General features: G+C 67.7%; 25 protein-coding genes. 8 read left to right on the forward strand and 17 right to left on the reverse strand.

Annotated elements, in window-relative coordinates; translation table 11 throughout:
• The first annotated feature begins 225 nt into the window (after positions 1–225).
• A complete protein-coding gene (locus tag KEG57_RS28925; protein WP_272426613.1) occupies positions 226–1503 on the forward strand; it encodes a tyrosine-type recombinase/integrase in 1278 nt (425 codons plus the stop codon).
• Positions 1504–1709: 206 nt separating this feature from the next.
• On the opposite strand, the gene KEG57_RS28930 is transcribed toward KEG57_RS28925, so the two are convergent.
• Entirely contained in the window at positions 1710–2132 is a 423-nt protein-coding gene (locus tag KEG57_RS28930) for a hypothetical protein (protein WP_272459010.1), read from the reverse strand.
• Here KEG57_RS28930 and KEG57_RS28935 point away from each other — a divergent pair.
• The 5 genes from KEG57_RS28935 (at position 2131) to KEG57_RS28955 (ending at position 6618) form a co-directional block, all read left to right on the forward strand.
• On the forward strand, positions 2131–3183 hold the full coding sequence (locus tag KEG57_RS28935) for a hypothetical protein (RefSeq protein WP_272459011.1): 1053 nt from the start codon (positions 2131–2133) through the stop codon (positions 3181–3183). The two genes, KEG57_RS28930 and KEG57_RS28935, sit on opposite strands and share 2 nt — an antisense overlap.
• A 594-nt stretch (positions 3184–3777) precedes the next feature.
• Positions 3778–4326 carry a hypothetical protein gene (locus KEG57_RS28940; RefSeq protein ID WP_272459012.1) on the forward strand — a complete coding sequence of 183 codons (549 nt, stop codon included), beginning with the start codon at positions 3778–3780 and terminating at the stop codon, positions 4324–4326.
• Between the two features lie 15 nt (positions 4327–4341).
• Positions 4342–5349, forward strand: coding sequence for a sigma-70 family RNA polymerase sigma factor (locus KEG57_RS28945; RefSeq protein WP_272459013.1), 1008 nt, complete (start codon positions 4342–4344; stop codon positions 5347–5349).
• An 800-nt stretch (positions 5350–6149) separates the two neighbouring features.
• Positions 6150–6320, forward strand: a complete 171-nt coding sequence (locus KEG57_RS28950; protein ID WP_272459014.1) for a hypothetical protein — start codon at positions 6150–6152, stop codon at positions 6318–6320.
• A gap of 28 nt (positions 6321–6348) precedes the next feature.
• Positions 6349–6618, forward strand: a complete 270-nt coding sequence (locus KEG57_RS28955; RefSeq protein ID WP_272459015.1) for a hypothetical protein — start codon at positions 6349–6351, stop codon at positions 6616–6618.
• A 24-nt stretch (positions 6619–6642) separates the two neighbouring features.
• Here KEG57_RS28955 and KEG57_RS28960 read toward each other — a convergent pair whose 3' ends face one another.
• On the reverse strand, positions 6643–6984 hold the full coding sequence (locus KEG57_RS28960; protein WP_272459016.1) for a hypothetical protein: 342 nt from the start codon (positions 6982–6984) through the stop codon (positions 6643–6645).
• A 239-nt stretch (positions 6985–7223) separates the two neighbouring features.
• Between KEG57_RS28960 and KEG57_RS28965 the strand changes: the two genes are divergently transcribed.
• Positions 7224–7754, forward strand: coding sequence for an HNH endonuclease (locus KEG57_RS28965; RefSeq protein ID WP_272459017.1), 531 nt, complete (start codon positions 7224–7226; stop codon positions 7752–7754).
• Positions 7755–7785: 31 nt separating this feature from the next.
• Positions 7786–8019: a hypothetical protein gene (locus tag KEG57_RS28970; protein ID WP_272459018.1), complete on the forward strand. Its 234-nt coding sequence runs from the start codon at positions 7786–7788 to the stop codon at positions 8017–8019.
• Positions 8020–8067: 48 nt separating this feature from the next.
• Here KEG57_RS28970 and KEG57_RS28975 read toward each other — a convergent pair whose 3' ends face one another.
• The 15 genes from KEG57_RS28975 to KEG57_RS29045 form a co-directional block, all read right to left on the reverse strand.
• Positions 8068–9111, reverse strand: coding sequence for a hypothetical protein (locus KEG57_RS28975; RefSeq protein WP_272459019.1), 1044 nt, complete (start codon positions 9109–9111; stop codon positions 8068–8070).
• Between the two features lie 11 nt (positions 9112–9122).
• A complete protein-coding gene (locus tag KEG57_RS28980; protein WP_272459020.1) occupies positions 9123–9863 on the reverse strand; it encodes a phage tail protein in 741 nt (246 codons plus the stop codon).
• Between the two features lie 15 nt (positions 9864–9878).
• Complete coding sequence (locus tag KEG57_RS28985; protein WP_272459021.1) at positions 9879–11024, reverse strand: baseplate J/gp47 family protein; 1146 nt, start codon at positions 11022–11024, stop codon at positions 9879–9881.
• On the reverse strand, positions 11024–11431 hold the full coding sequence (locus KEG57_RS28990) for a hypothetical protein (protein WP_272459022.1): 408 nt from the start codon (positions 11429–11431) through the stop codon (positions 11024–11026). The genes KEG57_RS28985 and KEG57_RS28990 overlap by 1 nt, the downstream gene beginning before the upstream one ends.
• 4 nt (positions 11432–11435) lie before the next feature.
• Positions 11436–11975: a hypothetical protein gene (locus tag KEG57_RS28995; protein WP_272459023.1), complete on the reverse strand. Its 540-nt coding sequence runs from the start codon at positions 11973–11975 to the stop codon at positions 11436–11438.
• The gene (locus tag KEG57_RS29000; RefSeq protein WP_272459024.1) at positions 11972–12643 is read right to left on the reverse strand and encodes a hypothetical protein; all 672 of its coding nucleotides are present in this window, start codon (positions 12641–12643) and stop codon (positions 11972–11974) included. Before KEG57_RS29000 ends, KEG57_RS28995 begins: the two co-directional genes overlap by 4 nt.
• Positions 12640–13227 (reverse strand): hypothetical protein, encoded by a 588-nt coding sequence (locus KEG57_RS29005; RefSeq protein WP_272459025.1) that lies wholly within the window; start codon positions 13225–13227, stop codon positions 12640–12642. The genes KEG57_RS29000 and KEG57_RS29005 overlap by 4 nt, the downstream gene beginning before the upstream one ends.
• The gene (locus tag KEG57_RS29010) at positions 13227–15854 is read right to left on the reverse strand and encodes a tape measure protein (protein WP_272459026.1); all 2628 of its coding nucleotides are present in this window, start codon (positions 15852–15854) and stop codon (positions 13227–13229) included. Before KEG57_RS29010 ends, KEG57_RS29005 begins: the two co-directional genes overlap by 1 nt.
• A 148-nt stretch (positions 15855–16002) precedes the next feature.
• Positions 16003–16692: a hypothetical protein gene (locus tag KEG57_RS29015; RefSeq protein ID WP_272459027.1), complete on the reverse strand. Its 690-nt coding sequence runs from the start codon at positions 16690–16692 to the stop codon at positions 16003–16005.
• Between the two features lie 4 nt (positions 16693–16696).
• Positions 16697–17143 (reverse strand): hypothetical protein, encoded by a 447-nt coding sequence (locus tag KEG57_RS29020; protein WP_272459028.1) that lies wholly within the window; start codon positions 17141–17143, stop codon positions 16697–16699.
• A gap of 13 nt (positions 17144–17156) precedes the next feature.
• Entirely contained in the window at positions 17157–19205 is a 2049-nt protein-coding gene (locus KEG57_RS29025; RefSeq protein ID WP_272459029.1) for a phage tail sheath protein, read from the reverse strand.
• Positions 19205–19711 carry a hypothetical protein gene (locus KEG57_RS29030; protein WP_272459030.1) on the reverse strand — a complete coding sequence of 169 codons (507 nt, stop codon included), beginning with the start codon at positions 19709–19711 and terminating at the stop codon, positions 19205–19207. The genes KEG57_RS29025 and KEG57_RS29030 overlap by 1 nt, the downstream gene beginning before the upstream one ends.
• Positions 19711–20166 carry a hypothetical protein gene (locus tag KEG57_RS29035; protein ID WP_272459031.1) on the reverse strand — a complete coding sequence of 152 codons (456 nt, stop codon included), beginning with the start codon at positions 20164–20166 and terminating at the stop codon, positions 19711–19713. The genes KEG57_RS29030 and KEG57_RS29035 overlap by 1 nt, the downstream gene beginning before the upstream one ends.
• Positions 20163–20588 (reverse strand): phage protein Gp36 family protein, encoded by a 426-nt coding sequence (locus KEG57_RS29040; RefSeq protein ID WP_272459032.1) that lies wholly within the window; start codon positions 20586–20588, stop codon positions 20163–20165. Before KEG57_RS29040 ends, KEG57_RS29035 begins: the two co-directional genes overlap by 4 nt.
• The gene (locus KEG57_RS29045; RefSeq protein WP_272459033.1) at positions 20585–20890 is read right to left on the reverse strand and encodes an HI1506-related protein; all 306 of its coding nucleotides are present in this window, start codon (positions 20888–20890) and stop codon (positions 20585–20587) included. The genes KEG57_RS29040 and KEG57_RS29045 overlap by 4 nt, the downstream gene beginning before the upstream one ends.
• Positions 20891–20906 lie beyond the last annotated feature (16 nt).

A 20906-nucleotide genomic window follows, 5' to 3' on the forward strand; every position in this document is an offset into this window, starting at 1 on the left:
AAGCTACGAGGGCGTCGGTGATGCGCGCAACGAATAGATTGCTTACGCCGGACCCAGACTCAAGCAGCAGCCGTCCACGAAGCCAGCGGCGGTCCCTACACGTCCGCTGACGCCCGTCCAGACGTGGATGCGGAGGTGCCACGATTAGCAGGGGCAGTTAAGACGAGCGCATGATATGATCTGAACCTCGCAGTTCGGCTGGGATGACCGGGAAAGGACCCGATCATGCCAATCCGGAAAGTCAACCGCCGCGGGGAAACCCGGCTGTTCATTGACATCCGCTACAAGACGAAAGACGGACAGCGGGCAAGGTACCGCAAAGATGCCCAGGTCCAGACGCTCCCCGGCGCTCGTGCCGAGGAGAAACGCGTTCTCCTGAACCTCGCCCGCTACGGCACCCCGTACGCGCCCGAGGACGACGTCCCCGCGTCGCCGGCAGCTTCCCCCGCCGGCTTCCCTCCCACCCCATCCACCACCTCCGCCCTCCCCACGAAGACCTTCTCCGAAGTCGTCAGCGAATACCGCTCCACCTTCATGCTGACCGACCTCAAGGTCACCACCCGCCGAGGCTACGCGCTCGTCCTCGACCGCCACCTCCTCCCGACCTTCGGCGAGCTCCCGCTCGCCCAGGTCGACGGAGCCGCGGCCGCCGAGCTCGACCTCGCGCTCTCCAAGCAGGACCGCGCCCGCGCCACGCGAAACAACGTGCAGATCGTCCTCCGATCCGTGCTGCGTTTCGCGACGAGCCGCGGCTACCTCGCGGGCTTGCCCCCCGCGTTGCCTCGGCTCAAAGCCGCCGAGAAGAGCATCCTCGAAATCCCCACCGAAAGGGACATCCACACGATTCTGGCCTCCGCGGTCCCGTCCCAGCGCCTCGCGTTTGCGCTCATGGCGTATGCCGGCCTTCGCCCCAACGAAGTACGCGCGTTACGTCGGCGCGACGTGCTCCTCCCCGGGACAAACGGCGAGGCGCAAGGCGGCTTCCTCAGCGTGCGCGAAGGCCGCTCCTACGGCGAGACGCACACGCCGAAGACGGGACAACGCGAGATTCCCATCACGGCCCCGCTCGCGGGGCTCCTCGAGCACGTCGAGCACGGGCCGAAGGATGGGCGCGTCGCGCTCAACCAGCAGGGCAAGCCGTGGGGGCAGTACGGGCTGACGCAAGCGTTCGAGCGCGTGCGCAACCGCGCCGCGCTCGGAGGGTGGAGCGTGTACGGGCTGCGGCACTTCGCGATCACGTCGTGGTTGAGGGCCGGGGTGCCCGTGCACGTGGTCCAGCGCATGGCGGGGCACAAGCACCTGTCGACGACGCAGCGCTACGTGCACCACCTGAAGGAAGACCTCGCCGAGGCCGCCCGGAGGATCGCGCTGGCGACCGAGGGGCGGGGCAACAGCGGGGCAACGGAGTCCGGCGAGCCGGAGCAGAGGCGGGGTCACGGACGGGGCGATGGTGGGGCATCGCACGGTCCGCGTCCGGTCAAGGGGCGAGGCCGGAAGGGGTGACCGTCACCACGGAGCCGCTCGCGACCCGCCGGGGTCGAGGAGAGGACCCGGGGGGTTGGGGCAACAGTGGGGCAACGCGTTTCCAGACGGCCCTGGGGCAACGGGAGCGGGATGCGCTAACCCCGCGGAATCATTGGGCACCCCCGGCAGGAATCGGACCTGCGACCTTCGGTTTAGGAAGTCGGTGCCATATCGAACGAAATCAATCAGTTACCGATCAAAATGGATGGATCGTGGATATATCCCGCCGAGCAGTCGATGGCCTCGCCGCTGTCGCCCTCGGGGGACCGGACGCCGCGCCCGAAGTAATGAAGACCCTCGCCGCCGTCGCGAAGGCTCCCGAGCTCGGCGCAGACCTGACCGCGCGAGCGGTTGACGCACTCGCCGCCGTTGCCGCAGGGGGCCCGGATGCGTGGCGGAAGGTGACCGAGGTCCTTGCCGCAGTCGCGAAGGCCGCGAGCGAGCTCGGTGCGGAGAGAGCCACCGGAACGGATCGCCGCTAAGCCACCTCGGCGTAGCGCGTTCGGTTCTATCCGGACGAACCGCTCGACCTCGCCCCGAGCCCCGCCAGGGCAAACGGCGCTTGCCTGTCCCGCCAGACGGAGCGTAATCTGGCGCCCGTCTCCCATGCGCCGCCTCCTCCTGCTTGCCGCTGCGACTTGCGCGCTCGCCCTCGCGTCGAGCGCCGCCGCCGCACCGAAGCACAAAATAGCGTTCCGCCTCGACTACGACGCCCCGGACGCCTCGACAGGCTGTCCCGACACCGAAGAGCTCGCCTTGATGATGGCGGCCGAGTTCGGATACGTGGTTGTCCGGACCGACGTCTCGACCGTCCTTCATGTCGACGTGCGTCGCGTTGGGAAAGACTTCGAGGCCGAGTTATCGGCCCCCGATCCCTCGGGTAATGGAAAGGAGTGGCGCTGGCGCACGGACAAGCAGGGGACATGCCGCGAGCTCGCCTACGACATGGCTTCCCTCGTTCGGCTCGCTTTCGGGCCGCGCGCGTGGGGAAGCGAGACGCCTCCGCCCGTGCTCGCGGCTCCGCCGGACATCGAGGTGGGCAGGCCGGAGATCCACCCCGTGGCGTTCCGCATGCCAGAGTTCCTGGCCATGATCGCCCCGGGATCCGCGGGCCCGACCTCACCGGGCTCGCCCGAGGGGACGCCGGTCCAGGTCTCAGCGGCGCTCGGCCCCGTCGTCTCCCTGCTTGGTCTGCCAAGCGTGGCGGTGGGAGGCCAGGGGATGGTGGACGTTCGATGGCCGAGGTTTGCCCTCGCGGCGGACATGCGTGGAGTCGTCACACCAGCGTCGGGCATTGGACCCCGGGACATTCCTGCGCGGACCTCGTTCTGGTCGGGGACGATTCTGCCGTGCGCACGCGCCAGCATCTTGGACATCTGCGGCGCCGCAGCGATCGGCCGCATGACATTTCACCTTGAGAAGCCAGGTTCACTTAGCGTTTCGGATGGCTTGTTGGTGGGCTTCGGTTTGCGCCTCGCCGCGCGATGGAATTTTGCCCAGCGGTACTCCCTTCTCTTCTTCGGTGAGGGGATCGCCGACGTGAGGAGCGTCGTTTTCAAGACCGCTGGCCCTGAGAGCGGCCAAACCGTGGAGGAGTGGCGCGCGCCGCCCGTGCGCCTCAGCCTCGGGACTCTTTTCTCCATTATGCTGAATGAATAGGCCGGAACAGCTATGAAAATCCGTATGCGCAAACCAGCGTTGATCGTGCCTCTGTTGGGATTCGCCTTCGGTACGCTTCTGTCTGGATGTCCCGATGCGATCAACATCGTCGAATTCTACGATGAAGACGCCGGAGACGCCGACGGCGGCCCCGATGCAGGTGACGAAGACGCTGGCGACGAAGCCGCCGACGGCGGCCCAAGTACCAACGGGGGGGACGGCGGGTGTAAGCTCGTGTGCGAGGACGATTGTGTGCCCCTTCGCCCGGGCGACTTCTCGTTTCCCCTCCTCGCGTGGATAGGGCCAGACGAAACCTCTGCGCCACCATGCCCCGACGCCGCACCCGTCGAGCAATTCGTCTGGCACGGCGATCCCATCGTCCCGCCTGCCGACTGCGGGGAATGCACGTGCGGCCCCTCGTACGGCTTTTGTTCGCTCCCTTCGAGCATCGTAGCCCATACCGCTCCATGCGCCTCCGCCGAGGGAGCCGCCGCGACGCCCATGGATCCCCCCGAGTATTGGGATGGCTCGTGTGCAGCGGACAACGCAATCCCCGCCGCCTCGTGCGGCACGAGCCAGCCCTGCGTTCAGTCCGTGACCATCGAACCGCTCGTGATCACGGACGAGGCGTGCAGCGCTTCCGGCACCTCCGCGGCATCCCTGGACGCGCCATCCTGGGGGCAATTCGTCCGGCTCTGCGAAGGGATCACCTCGACCGGATACGCCGGATGTAGCGCCGGCGAGCTCTGCGTCCCCATGGCGCCAGACGGCTTCCGACAGTGCGTCCAGCGGTCCGGGATTCACGACTGCCCCGCCGAGGGGTACACGGTGAGGTTCGTCTTCTACGAAGACTTCAAGGACACCCGCGTTTGCTCGGCTTGCACGTGCGGCGCGCCCGAGGGGAGCACGTGCGTGTCGTCGATCGCCATTCACGCGGACGCGGCATGCTCCAGCCCGATCGTTGCCGAGGAGGTTTCATCGGACAGCCCCACGTGCCTCGACCTCACGACGCCCGGGCAGGCCCTCGGCGCGAAGAGCGCGACCGCGTTCGTCTACCACTCCGGAACCTGCCAGGCCCACGGGGGCGAGCTCCTCGGCGCCGTCGAGCTCCTCGGGCCCCGCACCCTTTGCTGTGTCCCCTGATTGGAGGGTTCACCCATGAACGAGGAACGAAACCAGCGCCTCAAGCTCCTCGCGACGCACCAGCGCAAGATCGAACACTGGCTCCGAAACCGCCACGTTCCCGCGCAGGACATGCCCGATCTCTGCCATGACATCTACGTCCGGACCCTTCACCAGCTCGAAGGGAAGGAGATCACGGACAAACTCGGCGGGCTCCTGCACCTCAACATGCGGAGCGTCGTCTCGGAGTACCGCGAGCGCGGGAAGACGCGGAACAAACCGGCTCCGCTCATCGAAATCGAGGACGTGGCCCCGTCGGATCCCGAGCAAGAAGCCTACGAACGAGAGAAGAACAGGGCCCTCGACGCCGCCTTGCACAAGCTCCCCACGCGACAACAAGAGGTTGTCCGCGCGACGTACCTCGATGGATTGTCCGTGGAGCAGGTCGCCGAGAGCTTCGGGATATCCGCCTCGACGGTCTACCGAGAGCTCGCCGCCGCGCTAGCCCAGCTCCGCCGCGAGCTCGAACGCCTCGGCATCAGGAGCCCGCTCGTCCTTCCGTTCCATTCGCAGGACATCCGACACGATGGGAGCGTTGGCGAGGCGTGGTCGAGCCCCACCGAGTCGCGCCGCGAGCTGGACCCCCGCCGCTGGCTCCACGTGCCGACATTCCTTGGTGGAGCCGCCGCCGGAGCGATCATCGTCTTCCTTCTCCTCCGCCGCGCTACGACGCTCGCCGAACTCCCTCCGGTTGTCGTGAACGTCGCCGCGACGAGCGAGCACACCGTGCCGGCCGGCATCATCGAGCAACTCGCGCCGCCCGTCTGTCCGGAGCCAGTCGCGCCGCAGTGCCCTCCGTCGTCTGGACCAGCCCCCACGCCCGACCAGGCGAAGGGCAACCCGCGGCCCCGCCTCCTCGCCCAGGCGTGCGACCGCGCGCTGGAGCGCGGCGACCAGGAGGAGGCGAAGCGGATTTGTCCCCTCGTCACGGGAGCCTTGGGCGCGGTCCTCGCCGGCCGGGAAGCGAACCAGGGGGCGAAGTAGGGCGCTTCTCCCGCTTTTTTCACCCCGCGTGACGATTTCTTGAGAGCCGGAGCCGCGTCGACCTCATTCCATGGGTGAGAACGCGACGAAGAGGCCGCCGCGCGCAACCCTACCCATTTACGGGCGACCCTAGGGCCAGTGCGGACGCCTCTGCGTCGACTTCTCATTTCGCCCCACGTTGTGGCTTGGCGCTGGGTGTGCTCCATTCGCGGGCCAGGTGTTTGTTGCGCACCCAGCGTCAAGCCATGGCTCCCACGCTGGGAGGAACCATGGCCACCCATCAACTCGCCGAGGCCCAAGCCGCGGACGAAGACGCCGAACCTACGCCCGCCTCATTCCGAATCCCCGAGCCGCCGCTATCAGGCTTACGCCCGAGCATGCCATCGGAGCGCGACCGGCATCCCATAGTGGATCCACGTTGCGTTCCGCCAAGTAGGCCCGTTTGCTGGGTCGTGCGCTTTCTGCTCGGGATTCCCGTGTCCTTGTGGCGCGCTCTTCGGAGCGTCGGCCAGCGCTTGGCCGCGAGGCTGGATCCTCCGCCATTAAGGTCCCTCCTCCCACTGCCGCCCCCGCATCGCAGGGGAGCACTGAGCCAGGACGAGCTCGGCGAGCACGTCCTCCACAACCTCTTTCGACTCTCGCCCTCGTACGCGCGCGCGGTCGTCCATGTGGCCAAGCTGGTCCAAGAGATCCAGCCTTATCCCGCTCAGGAGCGCCTCACATGGTTCGTCCACTTCGCACTATCTCGCATGTCCCCCACGAGCGAGGAGCCCGTGCCTATCGCGTGGATCCGGGCCCGCATGCCTGAGGTCCTCCAATCCTACGTCAACCGCGCTCTCGAGCAGCTCGAGGGGGAGGGGGTGATCGCGCTCCTTTCGCTCGAAACTGACGATCGGTATGTCGTAGCGGGGGCAATTTCGGACCCCGTCCGAGGCCAGCTCACGCACATCGAGCTCCGCCAAGACCTGTAACTCTCACTCCCTGAAAGGAGGCTCAATCATGGCAGATCCGAGCACTCGAACCCCAAACGCACCGACCGACGAAGCCGGTACCTCTTTGCCGACCGAGCTTGCCATCGGCACGGATGGCCGCATCTACATCAACGCGGAAAGCATGCCTCCCGACAAGCGCGAAGGCCGCCTCATGTTCCAAGGATATGCAATGACGCCCGCGGAGGCACGCGACGCCATCGACACGATCCATCGGCTCGCCTTCAATGTCACCGTCGAAGTTCTGCAAGGGAGCCGGGAGGGCAGCGGGCAGCGATGACCCGCGGCCCTCCCAGTCCCACCGCTACGCCGCCGCCTCCCGATACCGCCGCACCAGCTCCGCCCCCACCCGCAGCCGGACCGCCCAGCCGCCGAGCATCGTGCCGAGCGCTGGATTCCCATCCGTCATCATCATCGCCATCGCGTCGAGTTCGTCCGCGACCGTCGCCACGACGCCCTCGATAGGATGCTCGTCCCCCCGCGCCAGGCCGCGGACGAGGAGGTCCGCGAGCGTCGCCCGACGAATGCCATCCGGCGTGTAATTCGTGAGGTCCTCCGCGCTGGGCGCCGAAAGACCCACCGCGGCAAGGCGTGCGTCCTCGCCTTCCGTGGGGTTTCCTTCCGAAGTCAAGCCTTTCTTCTTCATGCCTCCTCGCTTCCAACGGGCGACCGAGGCGGATCCTACGGGCTCGAACGACCATACGGCAATCCCCCGATCGGACATATACCGTCCGATGCGCCAACCTGTCCCGGGATCTGGGGCTCGCCGGCTCCGTTGCCTTCGTGCTTCGCGGGGAGGGTCAAATTTCCCTTGACGCCCGCACCGAATCGCAATCAACCCGGGATCCGATGCCTCCGCCCGAGCCCAGCGCGTCCCGACGAACCGTGAGCGATCTGCTCCGTTGGTCCTATGCGAACCTCGCCATGGCGCACGCCGCGCTCGTTCAGGGGGCGATCAGCTACGCGCCGCGCCACTACGCGATCCGTTCCAAGGTCAACGCTGGGCTCCGCGACGGCACCATGAGCATCGGACCGCTCGCCGATGATGAGCGCTTGAAGCTCGTTCTTCCGATCGCATGCTGCTACTGCGGAGCCCGCGAGAACCTGACCGTCGACCACTTGATCGCCACCAGCCGAGGCGGCCCTGACGCGGGGGATAACCTCGTCTGGGCTTGCCGCTCGTGCAACAGCGCGAAGGGCGCTCGTGATGCGCTCGCGTGGCTTGAAGGACGGGGGGAGTTTCCTCCCCTGCTCCTCCTTCGCCGCTACCTGAAACTCGCGTTCCAGGTGTGCGCGCCGCTGGGAGCCCTCGAGCAGACACCCGAGGAGGCTCCCCAGCTCCCGATCGACCTCGCGCGAGTCCCGCAGAAGTACCCCGCGCCGAGCCAGCTTCGGCTTTGGGTCACGCCGCTATAATCAAACACCAGAGCGGGAGGGGCGGTAGCTCATGAAGGATCCCAGAGTGGAGGCGTACTCGGACATGTGGACCACCGATCTGCATCGGTACGGAATCCTTGAAACCGATCCACCTTCGGCCGAGCTGGGCTTGGTGTTCGACCTGGAAGCCCGATGCCCCTTGACCATGTGCGAGGATCCGGAGGTGGTAACAGCCGTCCTCGAAAACATGCGGCGTGCAGGGGTGCGACGACTCACTTGGGAGGAGACTGAGTTCAAGGAATGACCGCTCAGGGGGAGGCCCTTCGAGGGCCATACGAACCCACAAGAGCGACTACCAGATCACCTGAGACACGCTCCCGCCCCAAGCCGTAGGCCGCCAGCGCGCCCCGGTTCCATCGTCGAAATGCGTGAACTCCGCCCAGGCCTGGCCGTTCGGCAGAAAGCCGACCATTGCGCTATCCTGCCGCCGGAACGTCGCACCGAAGCCCGAGAGCATGAGGCGCAGGACTCGGATCCGCCGCGCGCCCCCCGTGGGCTCCGCGATCGTATAGGTACGGGACGCCGTCAGCATGGGCAGAAGGAAGACGTTTGCCGTGCTCGCATCGAGGACCGCGTCGGCATCGGGCGCCTTCGCGAAGATCGTGTCCTGCGTCCCTGATTTGAAGGTGACCGGCCCTGCGAAGGTGACCGGCCCGGTGAACGTATCCCCGGCGAGCGCCGCCTTCGTCTTCCCGAGCTTGTCCACCGCCTGAATCAGCCCGACGAGCGCCGAGCGGACGGTTCCGGTCGGAATCGCGCCATACTCGAAGAAGCCAACCCGCGACGCGCCGTCATCGATCGTCCCCGTACCCGTCGCGGTCCCGCTCGGGAGCCCGAGGACCGCCGCCGCCGTTCCGCTCGCCGAGAGCGAGGAACTCGCGCCCAACGTTTTCGAGGCGAGCACGAGCCGGGATTCATCGTCGAGGTTGGCGTCCTTGTTCTTGGGCGCACCCGCCTTGATCTGCTGGACGATGTCCGCTGGCGTCAACGGCGCCAGGAACTGCACCATTTCAGCCGGCCCCGAGTCCTCGCCGAGGAGCAGGGTCTTCCCATCGAGCAGCCCGCCCGGACCGAGCTCGCCATTGGGGTTCGTCTCCGCGTCATATTGCGTGAACGTGGAAAGTCGCTTCGAGCCGAGGAGCGTTGCACGCGTTCCGTTGGCTACGCCGGCCAGCTCGGCGCGCGCACGGCCGATCGCATCGAGCAGGTACGCCGTCCGATCCGCGAGGCGGACCAGCCCGAGACGGTAGAGGGATTCGTGATTGACGAGCTCCCCATCGTTCAGCATGCGAACGAAGGCATGGAAGACGAGAGAACCCATGAAATCGTAAGCCATGATCGCCTCCGTTAGACGTCGTACCCGCCGCCGAGCCGGAACGGCATCGACATTTCCCCGAGCATATTCCCCGCGCCGATCGGCCAGAATGCGACGCCGCTCCCTCCCGAGCCGCCGAGCACGAAGCCGAGCGCAAGCCCAAGGCCGAGGAGCGGGGCGTCCCGGAAGCGAAGGATCACATGGACGGGGTAGCCGTGGGCATCCTTCCACTTGAGGATCTGCCGCTTGATGGCGCGGACCTGGTCCACGGTCGCCGAGCTCCCGAGCGTCGGCTCGCCCAGAAGGAACGGCATTCGCAGCGGCTCGATCCCGAGCGTCCCGAAGTCCGGACCGAGCACGACCCAAAACCGCGAATACCAGCACCCTTCCGCGAAGCGCCCTTGCCAGTCCTCGAGCACGAGCACATCCGGGATCCCGAAGGCCCGCAGGCTTTCCTCGATCGCCCCCGCCGTGCCCGCCCGTTGATGCGTCTCCCAGGCCCTTTCCAGCCGCGCGAGGTACGCTTCGTCCGTCTCCCCCTCGAACCGTTCAATGTCGAAGCCCTGGCCCTGCCAGCGTAGCGCATCGGGCGGCCCGAGCCCTGGCCAGCGCGCTTTGATGGCCTCCCGCAGCTCGTCGAGCGTGGCGTCCTTCGTCTCCCCGAGCAGTGCGAGGAAGGCTTGTGCGTTCGGGCCGCGGAGCCATTCCGCATCGGTCCACTGTCCCCCGTCGGGGATGTTGCCGCGCTGTAGCTCTCGAAACTCGTCGGCCATGCGTCCTCGGTTCGATCAAAGCAAGGTGAGTTGAGGGACGAAGACGATCGCGTCCGTCGCCTTCGGGAGGACGTCCCGCGCGGGCGACACGAGACGGACGTCCACCGTCCCGCTGGCGACGTCGACGAGCTCTTCGATCAGCCGCGCGCGGTAGAGAGCCTCGCCGAGGGGGTAATCCGATTGGAGGGCCACGAGCCGCCCTATGGCCTCCGCGACCGCGTGCGGGTTCGTCGGGTTTCGCAGGCCTGCGACGATCGGCACCTCGAGCAGCGTCGCCGAGAAGCACCGCAGCGGACCCGTCCCCACGGCCTTCAGCCCCGCGAGGTAGCCGCGAACGGCCTTTACCTCGGAGGCGGACGCCGGCCCGGCCGGATTGGCGAGGTAGACGTCGACGCTCCCCGGTCCGTTCGGGTTGTCGTCGCGGACGCGAAACCGTGAGACGGACAGCCCGAAGAGCTCGGCCGCCTTGCGGATCCGGTACCGGACCGCCGCGAGGTTCCCACCGGCCCCGAGGGAGCCCCACTTGTCGCGGCACTTCGCGCGGAGGCTCGGATCGCTCTCTTGGTCCGCGCCGGCCCGCGTGATCCACGTGCCCGTCGCGAGATCCGCTGGATTCGAGATACGAACCCCTTGGAGAGGCGTATTTAGAAACGAAATGGTCGACGGGGGGACGTTGTACCGCGCGCCGGGCGCCTCCGCGCGGAACAGGAGCGCGAGGCTTCCGCCCTTCGGAAGGGTGCCGCCGTCGACATTCACGTACCGAAGGGGATCGGCGAGCTCAGGCCCGAAGACCGCCGCAAGCTCGCCCGGTTGGATGACGTGTAGCGAGTCGTCGGCAAACTCGGTCAAGACCATCCGCCCCTCGGTCGGAATGGCCTCGCGCCGCAGCTCTTGAAACCACCCGAGCGCGACGAGATCGAGCCACGCGCCGAACGGCCCGTTTTCGTCGTCGCCGAGGTACCCGCCCCGCGTGATCGCGATCTTCGTCGCCTCCCACGCCTCGACCGTTTGCGCCTCGATTTCGAGGAGCACGCGCCCGATCCGCTTCGAGTCCCAGCCACGCGCGCGCAGCCCGAGCCCGTGGGCCTTTTCGATCAGGTCCTCGAAGATGACGTCCTTCCGGCGAGCCCGGAGCAGCGCCGCCAGCGACGGCGCGACCATCACGCAGCCTCCCCGAGCGATCGGAACAGGACGCGCCGCGCCTCGCCCGTCTCGACCGTGAGGAGGTAGCTCCCCTCGGCCAGGTCGAGCCGCCCGACGATGAAGAGCACGCCGCCCCGCAGCTCCGCGCGCACCGAGGCCCCGACCACGCCTGGCTCCTGTAGCGCCTCACCTTCGAGCAACTCGGCGAGGCGATAAAGGTTCGTCGGCGAGGGATCCGCGTTGATCATGCGAAGGACGTTGACGCCTTCCGCGGGCGACCAAGGGAGCGCGCCCGAGCTCATGAGCCATCGACGCGCCACGGCCTCGAGGACGACGCGCGGCCCTTCCACGACCGCCTCGAAATCGATATCGATCGACCCATCCGGGCCGAAGGTGCTCATATCGTCGCCGTAGTCGATCGCCATCGGCCTATCCCAGCAGCGAGGCGAGCCCGCTCGTGATCTTCCCCTGGATCGGGATCTCCACGACTGAGGGGCCGGAGACCTGAACGCCGAGCGTCCCGAGGACGATCGCAACCGTCGAGCCGGGCGGTTTCCATTCGATCGTGCAGAGGGACGCCGGCTCCGTGACAGTGCGGAGGACGAGCGTCCCGGAATCCGTGGAATCGTCGACCCGCGCAACGGCCTTCGTTCCACCGCCGAGGATGATCCGGATCATGGCCGTATCCGTCTCCCACAAGCCCGCGAAGGGCTTGGCCGGATCCCCCTCGGAGAACCCGACCTTTACGCGCGCCCCCTTCGCCACCTCGACGCGGATCCCCGGCAGACCGAGCCATATCGGGACGCCCGACAAACCAGGCATGTCCGCGGCATCGAGGCGCAGATCGAGCGTCCCGTCGGCCGCTTGCGCTACGACCGTGGCATCATGGGTCGTGAGGTATTGCAGCGGAACCGGGAGCGCTTGCGCCACGATCCGCCGCAAAATCTCCTTCTCGCGCGTCGCAGTCATGGCCCGCCCTCCTCAAAGACGACCTCCGTCCGGAATGCCCCCGCGTCGTCCACCCGATGAACCACGCGCCCGACGCGCCGGCCCTCGAGCAGCATCCCCGGCTCGATGTCCGGAGCCTCTTGCGCGAACACCGCCCGCGCGTGCGCGCCGTCTTCCGAGACGCAGAACCGCCGGCCGGGGTAGGGGAGCCAGCCTTCGACGCCGACGCGGATTGTACCGTTCCGCCGAACCCGCCACGAGACGCCCGCCCGTCGACAAACCACGTTGAGCGCTTCCGCGGCCCGTGCCCGCGCGCGAACCCACCGCGCGAGCAGCGGCAGCCCGTCGAGCCCTTCGAGCTCGCCCGCCTCCTCGCCGGCCTCGCGGAGGATCGCCGAGACGACGAGGCGAAGCGGCGCGAGTTGATATTGCCTCGGAGGGAGCTCGCGCCGCAGGCCTCCGCGCCCGCCGACGATGAAGGCCCGCGCGCGCCCCTCGAACGCCCGACTTTCGAGTACGGTCCCCGCGAACTCGACCGGCGTGGCTTCCTCTACGCCCATGGCGATCACGACCGAGCCCGCCAAGGGCTCGCCCGTGTCCACCTCGGCTTCCGCGGTCCAGGCCCCCGCGAGCGGCATCGAGAGCCGTAGCGAAATCACTTCGAGTGCGCCGATCTGAACCAGGCTCACGGCCGGTTCGCTCCCACCACGGCTTTCGCCGCCGCAGTTGCGAAGAGCGCGCCGATGCCCTTGTGCGCGACCGTGCTCCCTGGCTTTACCTCATGCCACGGCTTGTTTTCATACGGAACCGCCGTGCTTGGCGTTTGCACGGCATCCGGCTTCTTCGCCGCAACCTCGGGCGGCGGCGGTGGCGCCCATTCCTTGCAGTGCCAGACGATCGTCCCGACTTGGAACTCGTCCCAATCGGGCCCCTCGTAAGACTCGATGGAGACCGCGTTGATCTTCGCGAGGCGGCATTTCGGATGCCCGATCTTGTGCGGCCCGCTCCCCGGTTGCAGCCGCTCGATCGCTGCCTCCATGTCGGGCCATAGGGCCTCGGTGAAACGCACGGTGATCGTCACCTCGGCGAGCTCGCGCGCTGCATTCGTCGTGGTCGGCTTCGACGCGCCGGCCTTCCGCTTCGTATCGAGCTTCGCTTTCGGTTGTACCTTGAGTGTTGCCGTCCCCTCGCGAGGGTTTGGCGGAAGATCGCCCGGCCCGAGGGTCACGGTATCCCAGACCTCCGGGTTATCGCTCGGCGCGGGGATCGGCATCAGGCAGCCTCCTCGGCGAGACGTTGCAGCTCGGCCCAGAGCCCGCGGGCGACGGCTTCCCCATCGCGCTCCGTCGCGCTGCCTTGGATAACGATCTCGATCTTCTCGACATTGATCGTCACGCGTTCGCCGCTGAACACGCCCCCGCGCCCGGTTTGCGCGCCCGCGCTCGAGCCGATCCCCGAGCCGCCGACGCCGGCCGTCTTCGAGGGGCCCACGATGTTGTCGTTCGCCGCCCGCGTCGCTGCGAACGCCATGGCCTCCGCCGCGCGGACGACGCGACCCGCGCCGCCTGTGATGCCCACCTCGGCGCCGCTGGCCATGTTCCAGCCGATCCCCTCGAAGACGCGCGAGGGACTCGCGATGCCGAGCGTACTCTTCGCCGTGGAGATGGCTCCGCCGGCCATCGCCTTCACCGCTGACGCGACCGCAACCGCGCCCGCGCGGATACTACCGACGAATCCATCGACGAGCGAGATCGCGGCAGATTGCCCCGCCCCGTAGAGCCCCTCGCCAGTGAATAGGCCTTCGATCATCTCGTAGACCGTGACGAGCGCGCCATAAATGCCGAAGAGCCCCACGTAGATAGAGCCGACGAACGAGGCCCACTTCCCCGCAAGAATTCCGATCACCCCTAGCGCCACACCCGCCACGCCCGCGATGAGCCCCACGCCCTTGGCCACGAGCTCTATCCACGGCACCTTTTCGATCCCGAGCACCTTCGCCAGCTCGCCGAACGGGCCCGCGCTGAGCGAATCGAGTTTCTCGAAGACGCCGAGGACGCCGCCGAACCCCGTCCGGAAGCCGGAGACGACCGCCGAAATGATGGGCTCGGCCTGCTCTATCTTCTCGACCACGCGATCGATGAACTTCCCGGGATCCTGCTCGTCGAAGAGCCCGCCGAACGCCGAGTTGATCACGCGCCCGAGCGCGCCCGTTATCCTTCCCCAGCGCGGCCCCGAGGGATCGAGGCTATCGAGCACGCCCCCCACGAACGCCTTGAAGGACCGCATTCCCGGGGTCACGTCGAGGTCCATGAGCAGGTTCCCGGGGATAGCTCGGAGCCGCCCGAGAAGCCCCGTGATGTCTTCGAGAGACTTCGCACGCGCCGCGAGCCCCGCTGCCCGTCCGCCCGACAGCTCGTTGATCGCCGCAAGGATCGCCTCGATGGTATCGGCCGCCCCGAGCTTTCCAGCACCTTGCATCCGTTTCACTTCTTCGAGGCTCTTCCCGAGTCTTTCGGCGAGCTTTCCGTACACCTTGTCCGCCGCGAGCCCGGCCTCGGTGAGCATGGCGAGCTCGTCCCCTTGCAAATACCCCTGGGCCTTGATCTTCCCCATCGCGCGGACGATGCCATCCACGTTCGCGCTCGGGTTGACCGTGCCGAGGTCGGCGATCGAGCGGACGATACGATCGACCTGCGTTGTGTCGAATCCCTTTCCGAGCAGATCCACGAATTGGCCGAGGGTCTCCCGACGACCCTGCCCAATGAAATCGGCCGTTTGCGTTGCGATTCGCAGCGCCCCATCCGCGGCGCTCTTGCTTTTTAGCAGCACCCCGAGCGCCCGCGTCGCGTCCTCCCGAAAAGCCGCCGCATCCACGGCCGCCGACCCCAGATCAAACGCCGCCCGCGCCCCCGCCGAGGCGACCTCCGATGCAATCTCCGCGAGCGCCGCCGCTTTCGCGCCGCGCTTGAAGGTCTCCCATCCGCCACCGAAACCATCGTTGGCCGGCTCATCAACACCGACGCGCGCCCCCTCCTTCATCTTGCGCAGTTGCCTTTCCAGCATGGCCTCGCGCCGTTCCTGCCCCGGGTTGAACTTCTGAATCGAATCCAGCAAGCGCTTCTCCGTCTTGCTCATCCCCGGAGGAAGCTTCTTGGCCTCCCGCGCTGCCGCCTTGTCAGCATCTTTCTTGGCCTTCGCCGCGCGCTTCGCGCTGGCCTCCTCGGCCTTGCTCCTCGCCTCGCTCGCGGCGGATTGCGCGCGCTCCGCGGAAGCCGCGCGCTTCTTCGCCGTTGCTTCCGCGCGCTCGGCCGCCAATCTTTGCCGCGCGGCCTTCGCGCCCAGCCGTTCGGCTTGCCGCTCCGCGGACGACTGCGCCCGCGTCGCAGCCGCCGAGCGCTCCCGCGCCGCCTCTTCGGCCCGGTCCGCGCTCGCCCGGAGGCGCGCCGCCTTCGCCGCCGCCTTCGCCGCGTCCCGGTCCGCCTTCTCCGATGCGACGCCCGTCTCCCGCAACCGCGCCGCCCGCGCAGCGGCTTCCTCAGCCTTTTCCGCCGCCTTGTTCGACTGTTCCCGCAGCGCCGCCGCTTTCTTCGCCGTCGCCGCCGCCTTGTCCTCCGCCTCGCGCGTCGCATTCGCCACGCGTTCGGCCGCCTCCCGCGCCTTCCCCTCGGTCTTCGTCGCCGCTTCCCGGACCGCGGCCGCCCGCTTCGCTGCCTCGGTCGCCCTGTCCTGCGCCGCGCTCGCCGCCTTCGCTGTGCGCTCGATCTTCGCCGCCGCGCCCGCGTCGACGTTCACGGACCCGAGCTCGCCCAGCGCGCCCGCAAGGCGTTCCACGCTCTCCGCCGCCTTTGCCGCGGGCCGCGCCACATCTTCGCGCAGAGCGACCTTTTCCGAGACCGTCATGGATCAGACCACTTGATGTTCGACTGAAGAAAAGCCGCAATCATGAGCGCCGCGGCGCGCGCCGGCTCGGAGTCCGGATCGGCGCCGCACAGTTCGAGGAGCCCGTCCGCGACCAGGCCCGGATCGGTTCGCGCCTGTCGCAGCAGGCTCAGATCCCCCCCACGCGAAGCTTTGCCCCCGCGCCGGCCAGCTCCATCACCACCTCGCCGACCGCGCTCGCGAGCCCCGGCGCGCGCTCGAAGACCGCCGCCACGGCTTCACTCGTCGGCCATTCGATCGCGTTGAGCGAGAGCCGGTAGAGCCCCTCGAAGACCTTGCCTTGTGCGGTCAGCCGTCGAGCCGCCGTGTATTGCGAGGAGCTCGGACACTTCAGGAGCCACAGGCCCGTCGCCATCCGCAGCGCCACGCGTTGCGAGGCCCCGCGCGCTTCGGCCGCGAGCTCGGCGCACCTCGCCTCCGCCAGGCCCGCCGCCGCGAGCGTGATCCAGTCGTCGGATCCGAGCTTCCCGAGCGGGATCGTTTGCAGCTCGTCCTCGGGCGCCCCGGCGAGCTCCGCGAGGACAGGCCAGGCGAGCTCAGACAGCGCCGGAACGTCCTCGAGCACCGTCGAGAGCGCCGCCGCATCGGGCCAGGCTACGCAATCGATCAGCAGGTTGTGGAGTGCATCCGGACGCCCCGCAGGCTTGGAAAGCCCATCGAAAGCCGCCGCCCACGCCTTCCGCGTCGGAGGCTTCACCACGACCGCCACCCCCTCGCGATCCTCGACCTCGATCAGCCGCAGATCCCCGCCGTGCGTCCGCCGGAGCTCTGCCCGCACCTCATCCGTCAGCTTGCGCATTTCCTCAGCTCCTCGGTTTCTTGAACGGATCGATCCCGTTCTTGATCACCTTGAGGCAATTCCCTTCGAGCTTCGTCATGGATGGATCCCCGGTCTGTGACGACGTTTCATCCCCGAGCGGCAGCCACGTCTCCACGCGATCGATGATGTCCGGCCGACCCGGGAGCGAATAGACGATTTGCAGATCCACCGTTCGATAGATCCAGCCGTCCCCCTGCTTACCGCGTAGCTCGTCCTCCTCGCCGCGGGAAATCTCCATTTCGCACTTCGGCTCAGCCTTCCGGCCCCCGTGCGCCTTCGGTCCCGGTTGCGTGCCGCCGACCGTGCTGGAGGAAAGGCCATTTCCGTAGGTGAGCGAGGAACACGTGGTGAACGTGTGCCGCTTACCGTTGTGGAGGATCGCCGTGATCGTCAGATCATCGTGGGCGAATTCGCCGCGCGGAGTCGTCACGGTGTGGCCCATATTAGCCGCCCTCCTCCTCGTTGTCCGTCAACAGCCCCGGCCCGAGATCGGCCGAGACCCCGTAGATTTGTCCCCGCGGGACTACGGTCATCGTCGCCCGAAGGAAATTCGTCTCGAAGATGTTGTCCGTGCGGATGACGCGCGCCCGGACCGCGCTCGCGTGGTCGGGTGTCAGCGCGCTTGTCAATGCATTCGTGACAGCTCGATCGATGGCCCCCGCGGTATTCGTTTCGAGGGTGCCATCCTCGTTCAGGGGCGGATCGTTGTTGATCTCGTTGTCGAGGATCGGTTGCGCCGCGAGGTAGGCCTCGATCATGACACGCGTCACGTTGAGATCCCGATAGCGGCTCCGCTCGTCCGCCATCGTGAAACCGCGGGCGAAGTACACGTTTCCCCCGCTCGTATCCATGACCGTAAACCGCGCCGCCCGGAGCTTCACCGTCGCGAGACCCTCGTCCACCGGAAGCGCGTCGACCTCCTTCAACGGGCCGTCGTCGTGGTTCCCGAGGTCTGAAGAGAACCGCACCGCCGCCGCCTTATACGCCGCCGTCCATGATTGCGACCGCAAGAAGGACCCTTGGAGCGTCCCACCGCGGAGCCAAGCGCCCCGCGCACAGACGCACACGCGCCGCGAGGTGAAGCCCTCGAAGGCCTCCGCGAGAGCTTCGTCCGTCTCGCCGAGCGGCGCACCGATGATCGCAACGATCGGCCGCTTCAGCGCCTCGAGCTCGGCGATCTTCGTGTCCAGGGCCTCCGCGAGCGCCCTCGTTTCCGCTGCGTCCGCAAGCTCGCCGACGACGTGCAGGATCCGGAAATCCGCCTTCACGTGGACGAGCTTGTCGATCGCCTCGATCACGGCCTCGATGGAGAAGCCCGGCGCATAGCACGCGAAGGCGTATTCGGTATCCTTGACGAACGCAGCAGCGGGAAACTGGATCGTAACGCCAACGCCCGGGATCTTATGGTCCGCCTCGCGGCCCTTCACGTCCGTTTTCGGAAGCCCGAGCAATTCGAGCGCGCTTCCGCCGAGGACTACGAGCCTCGACCCCTCGCCGATCGTCTTGCTCGAAAGTCGCAGCTTCGAGGCCGGAGCCACGAGCGACGCCGCGACGTTATTGACCTTCCCGAACGCCGCGACGACCGCCGCAGGATCGGCAGGCGGCTCCTTGAACTCGACGGTTTGGGCCTCGCCCGTGTCCTCCTGCAAATCGAGCGTCGTCCCGTCGAGGTCCCCCGCCTCGCCTTGCTTCAGGCCGACCACCAGGCCGAGCGCGCCGAGCGCGGAGCCGCCGAGGACCTCGATCGTCACCGCCTTTCCGATGGCCTTCGAGGTCCACACCAGCCGCGCGCCCACGTCGAGCGAGAACACGCACGCGGCGAACGCGTTCGACAACTGCGCGAGCAGCGCCGTCCCGTCCTTCGGCCCCTCGAGCACGCACGACACCTCGGCGCCGTGGAGCTTCGCCTCGATGTTCTTCCCATCGAGCAAGCCGCCCGACCCGTACAGGCCCGAGGCACCGAGGTCCTTGTCCCCGCGGACGATGGCCGGTTTCGCATAGGTGAGCCGCGACAGGTCCCGCGTCCCGGTCACCTCGGCCGCCTTTCGTGTCGGAATCACGAGTTCGGTCCCGAACCGCGGAACCACCTGCGCGCCGGCCGCCGTGCCCGAAATGGACACGCGAAATCGCCCAACGCCTTGCGGCCCGCTATTTGTAATGCGCACACGCACGGCCGCTGCATCCGTAGGAGCACCCGAGAGCAGGAGCGCCGGCCCCGGTCCGGTTTGCATCAGCGGCCCGAGCACGCCCGGAATGCTCGCCTCGATCGGAACCGCGAGCGTGCGTTGCTTCGAGACGCGGACCGCTTGCGCCGTGGCTTCCGCGAGTGGTCCCTCGCCGAGCGCTTTCGCGACGGGGGAGGGGACATCAAAGGCATAAACGGTATTCTTCGAGCCGGCCGAGCAGACGCCCACTTTCGCGACCACCCGCGCAGCGGATGCCGGCTCGCCTGCCGGCCCATATTCGGTGAAGGTGATTTCAGCGCTCGGCATCAGAACCCCTCACGTTTCGAGCCATCGGGCGCCGCCGTCTCCCCCTCGGCCGAGGCTTTCAGGATCAGCGCATGCCGCAGATCGACATCCACCACGGCTAGGCGGATCGACATCGGAACGACCACCTTGACCCCCGCCGAACCTGCGCGCCCCGCGCCCGCGATCCACTGCACGCGCCCATATCCGCGCGCCCGCCGGCTCACCCCGAGCTCCCGCACGGATTGCAGGAGTCGGAGATAAACGCCTTCGGCCTCCGCGGGTGAGCTCCCCCAGACCGTGAACGTCGCTTCGATCACGCGATCCTCGCAGACGTGTTTCCCCGCTCCGCCTTGCTGCGCCGGGGGTTCGAGGTCCTCATGTTCCGGCACCGAGACGATCAGCCGCGCGGGCGAGGCGAGCCCACGCCCCTCGTCCTTTCCGATCGCTAGATCGAGGCCCTGCACGTTCATTTTCTCATGCAGCTCCTTGGCGAACCGCCCGAGGCTCGTCTCGTCCCAGCCGCCCATCACTCCCCCTTGACCGCGCGCCGCACCGCGGCGGAGAACGCGACACCGGCGCTCGCGCGGATGCGTGCAATCCACCCCGGAGGGGGTTGCCCATCGGGAACGAGCGGCCGCTCGGGGTTATGGATGACCCCATGCTGGAGCGTCCCCCGTTGCGCGAAATGCGCGGTCCAGTGATTGACCCGCACCTCGACGGCGCACTCGAAAGGGTTCGGCGGAAGCGGACGATACTCGACGTGTGCCGCGAGGGGTTGCAGCGCGAGCGCGCTATCCGCCGCGCGCTTCGGCCAGGCGTCCCCATCGGGCGAGCGCCCGGACTCGATGCCATCCCGCACGAGCTCGACGGCTTCCTTTCCGAGGGTCTTCTGCAGCTCCGTTTGATGGGAGCCATTCGAGAGACCTCGAAGCCCCTTCGCCATTTCGAGCAGCCCACGCCCCGCGACCCGTGACAGCTTCATGGCCGCCGCCCTCCTCGCCATCCCCGTTCCCAGCCGCGCAGCTCCGCCGCGCGCACCCGCGGGCCGAGCCGCTTCCCACCCGTGCCCGATTGCCCCACCGCGCCCGGGAGTTTCTTCCCGCCGTCGAGCCCTTCGAGCCAGTGGATCTGGTCGAGGTACCTTTGACGCAGGTTCTTCGAGTCGTCGTGCTCGGGATCGAACCCCGAGGCGGACATGAGCATGTACGCTGCAATCGCCGCCGTTGCCTCGACGATCGCCCCGGTAAACACCGCAAGCGGCGGATTGAGGTCCGCGAGGTACGTGTCCACCTTGCGCGAAGCCGCCTCGATCCCTTCGAGTTGGTCCGCGACGGGCACACGCGCCAGCGCCTCTGCATTCACGCCGAGCGCATACAATTGCGAGAGCGTGGCGTACGTGTTCACGGCTCCTCGCCGCCCTCCTTCGGCGCCTTGCCCTTCGCCTCGGTCGGCTCCTTCCCCGACGCCTTCCCGCGCGCATCGCGCCCATGCTCGACGCCCGGTAGCTCCCGCACCGTGACCCGCTTCCCGGGATCACGCTTCAGCATTTCGATTTGCTCGCGCGTCAACGCATCATCCGGCAGCTCGGTCGCCCCGGCCTTCCAGCAGAGCCCGATCCGAACCTTTTTCCCGTCGCGCTCCTCCTCGCGCCACCCGCAGCGGTAGGAGTCATATCCGGGAGGCGGAACACACGTAACGATGACCATCGTCTTTCCCTCCGGG

The organism is Polyangium jinanense, assembly GCF_028435365.1.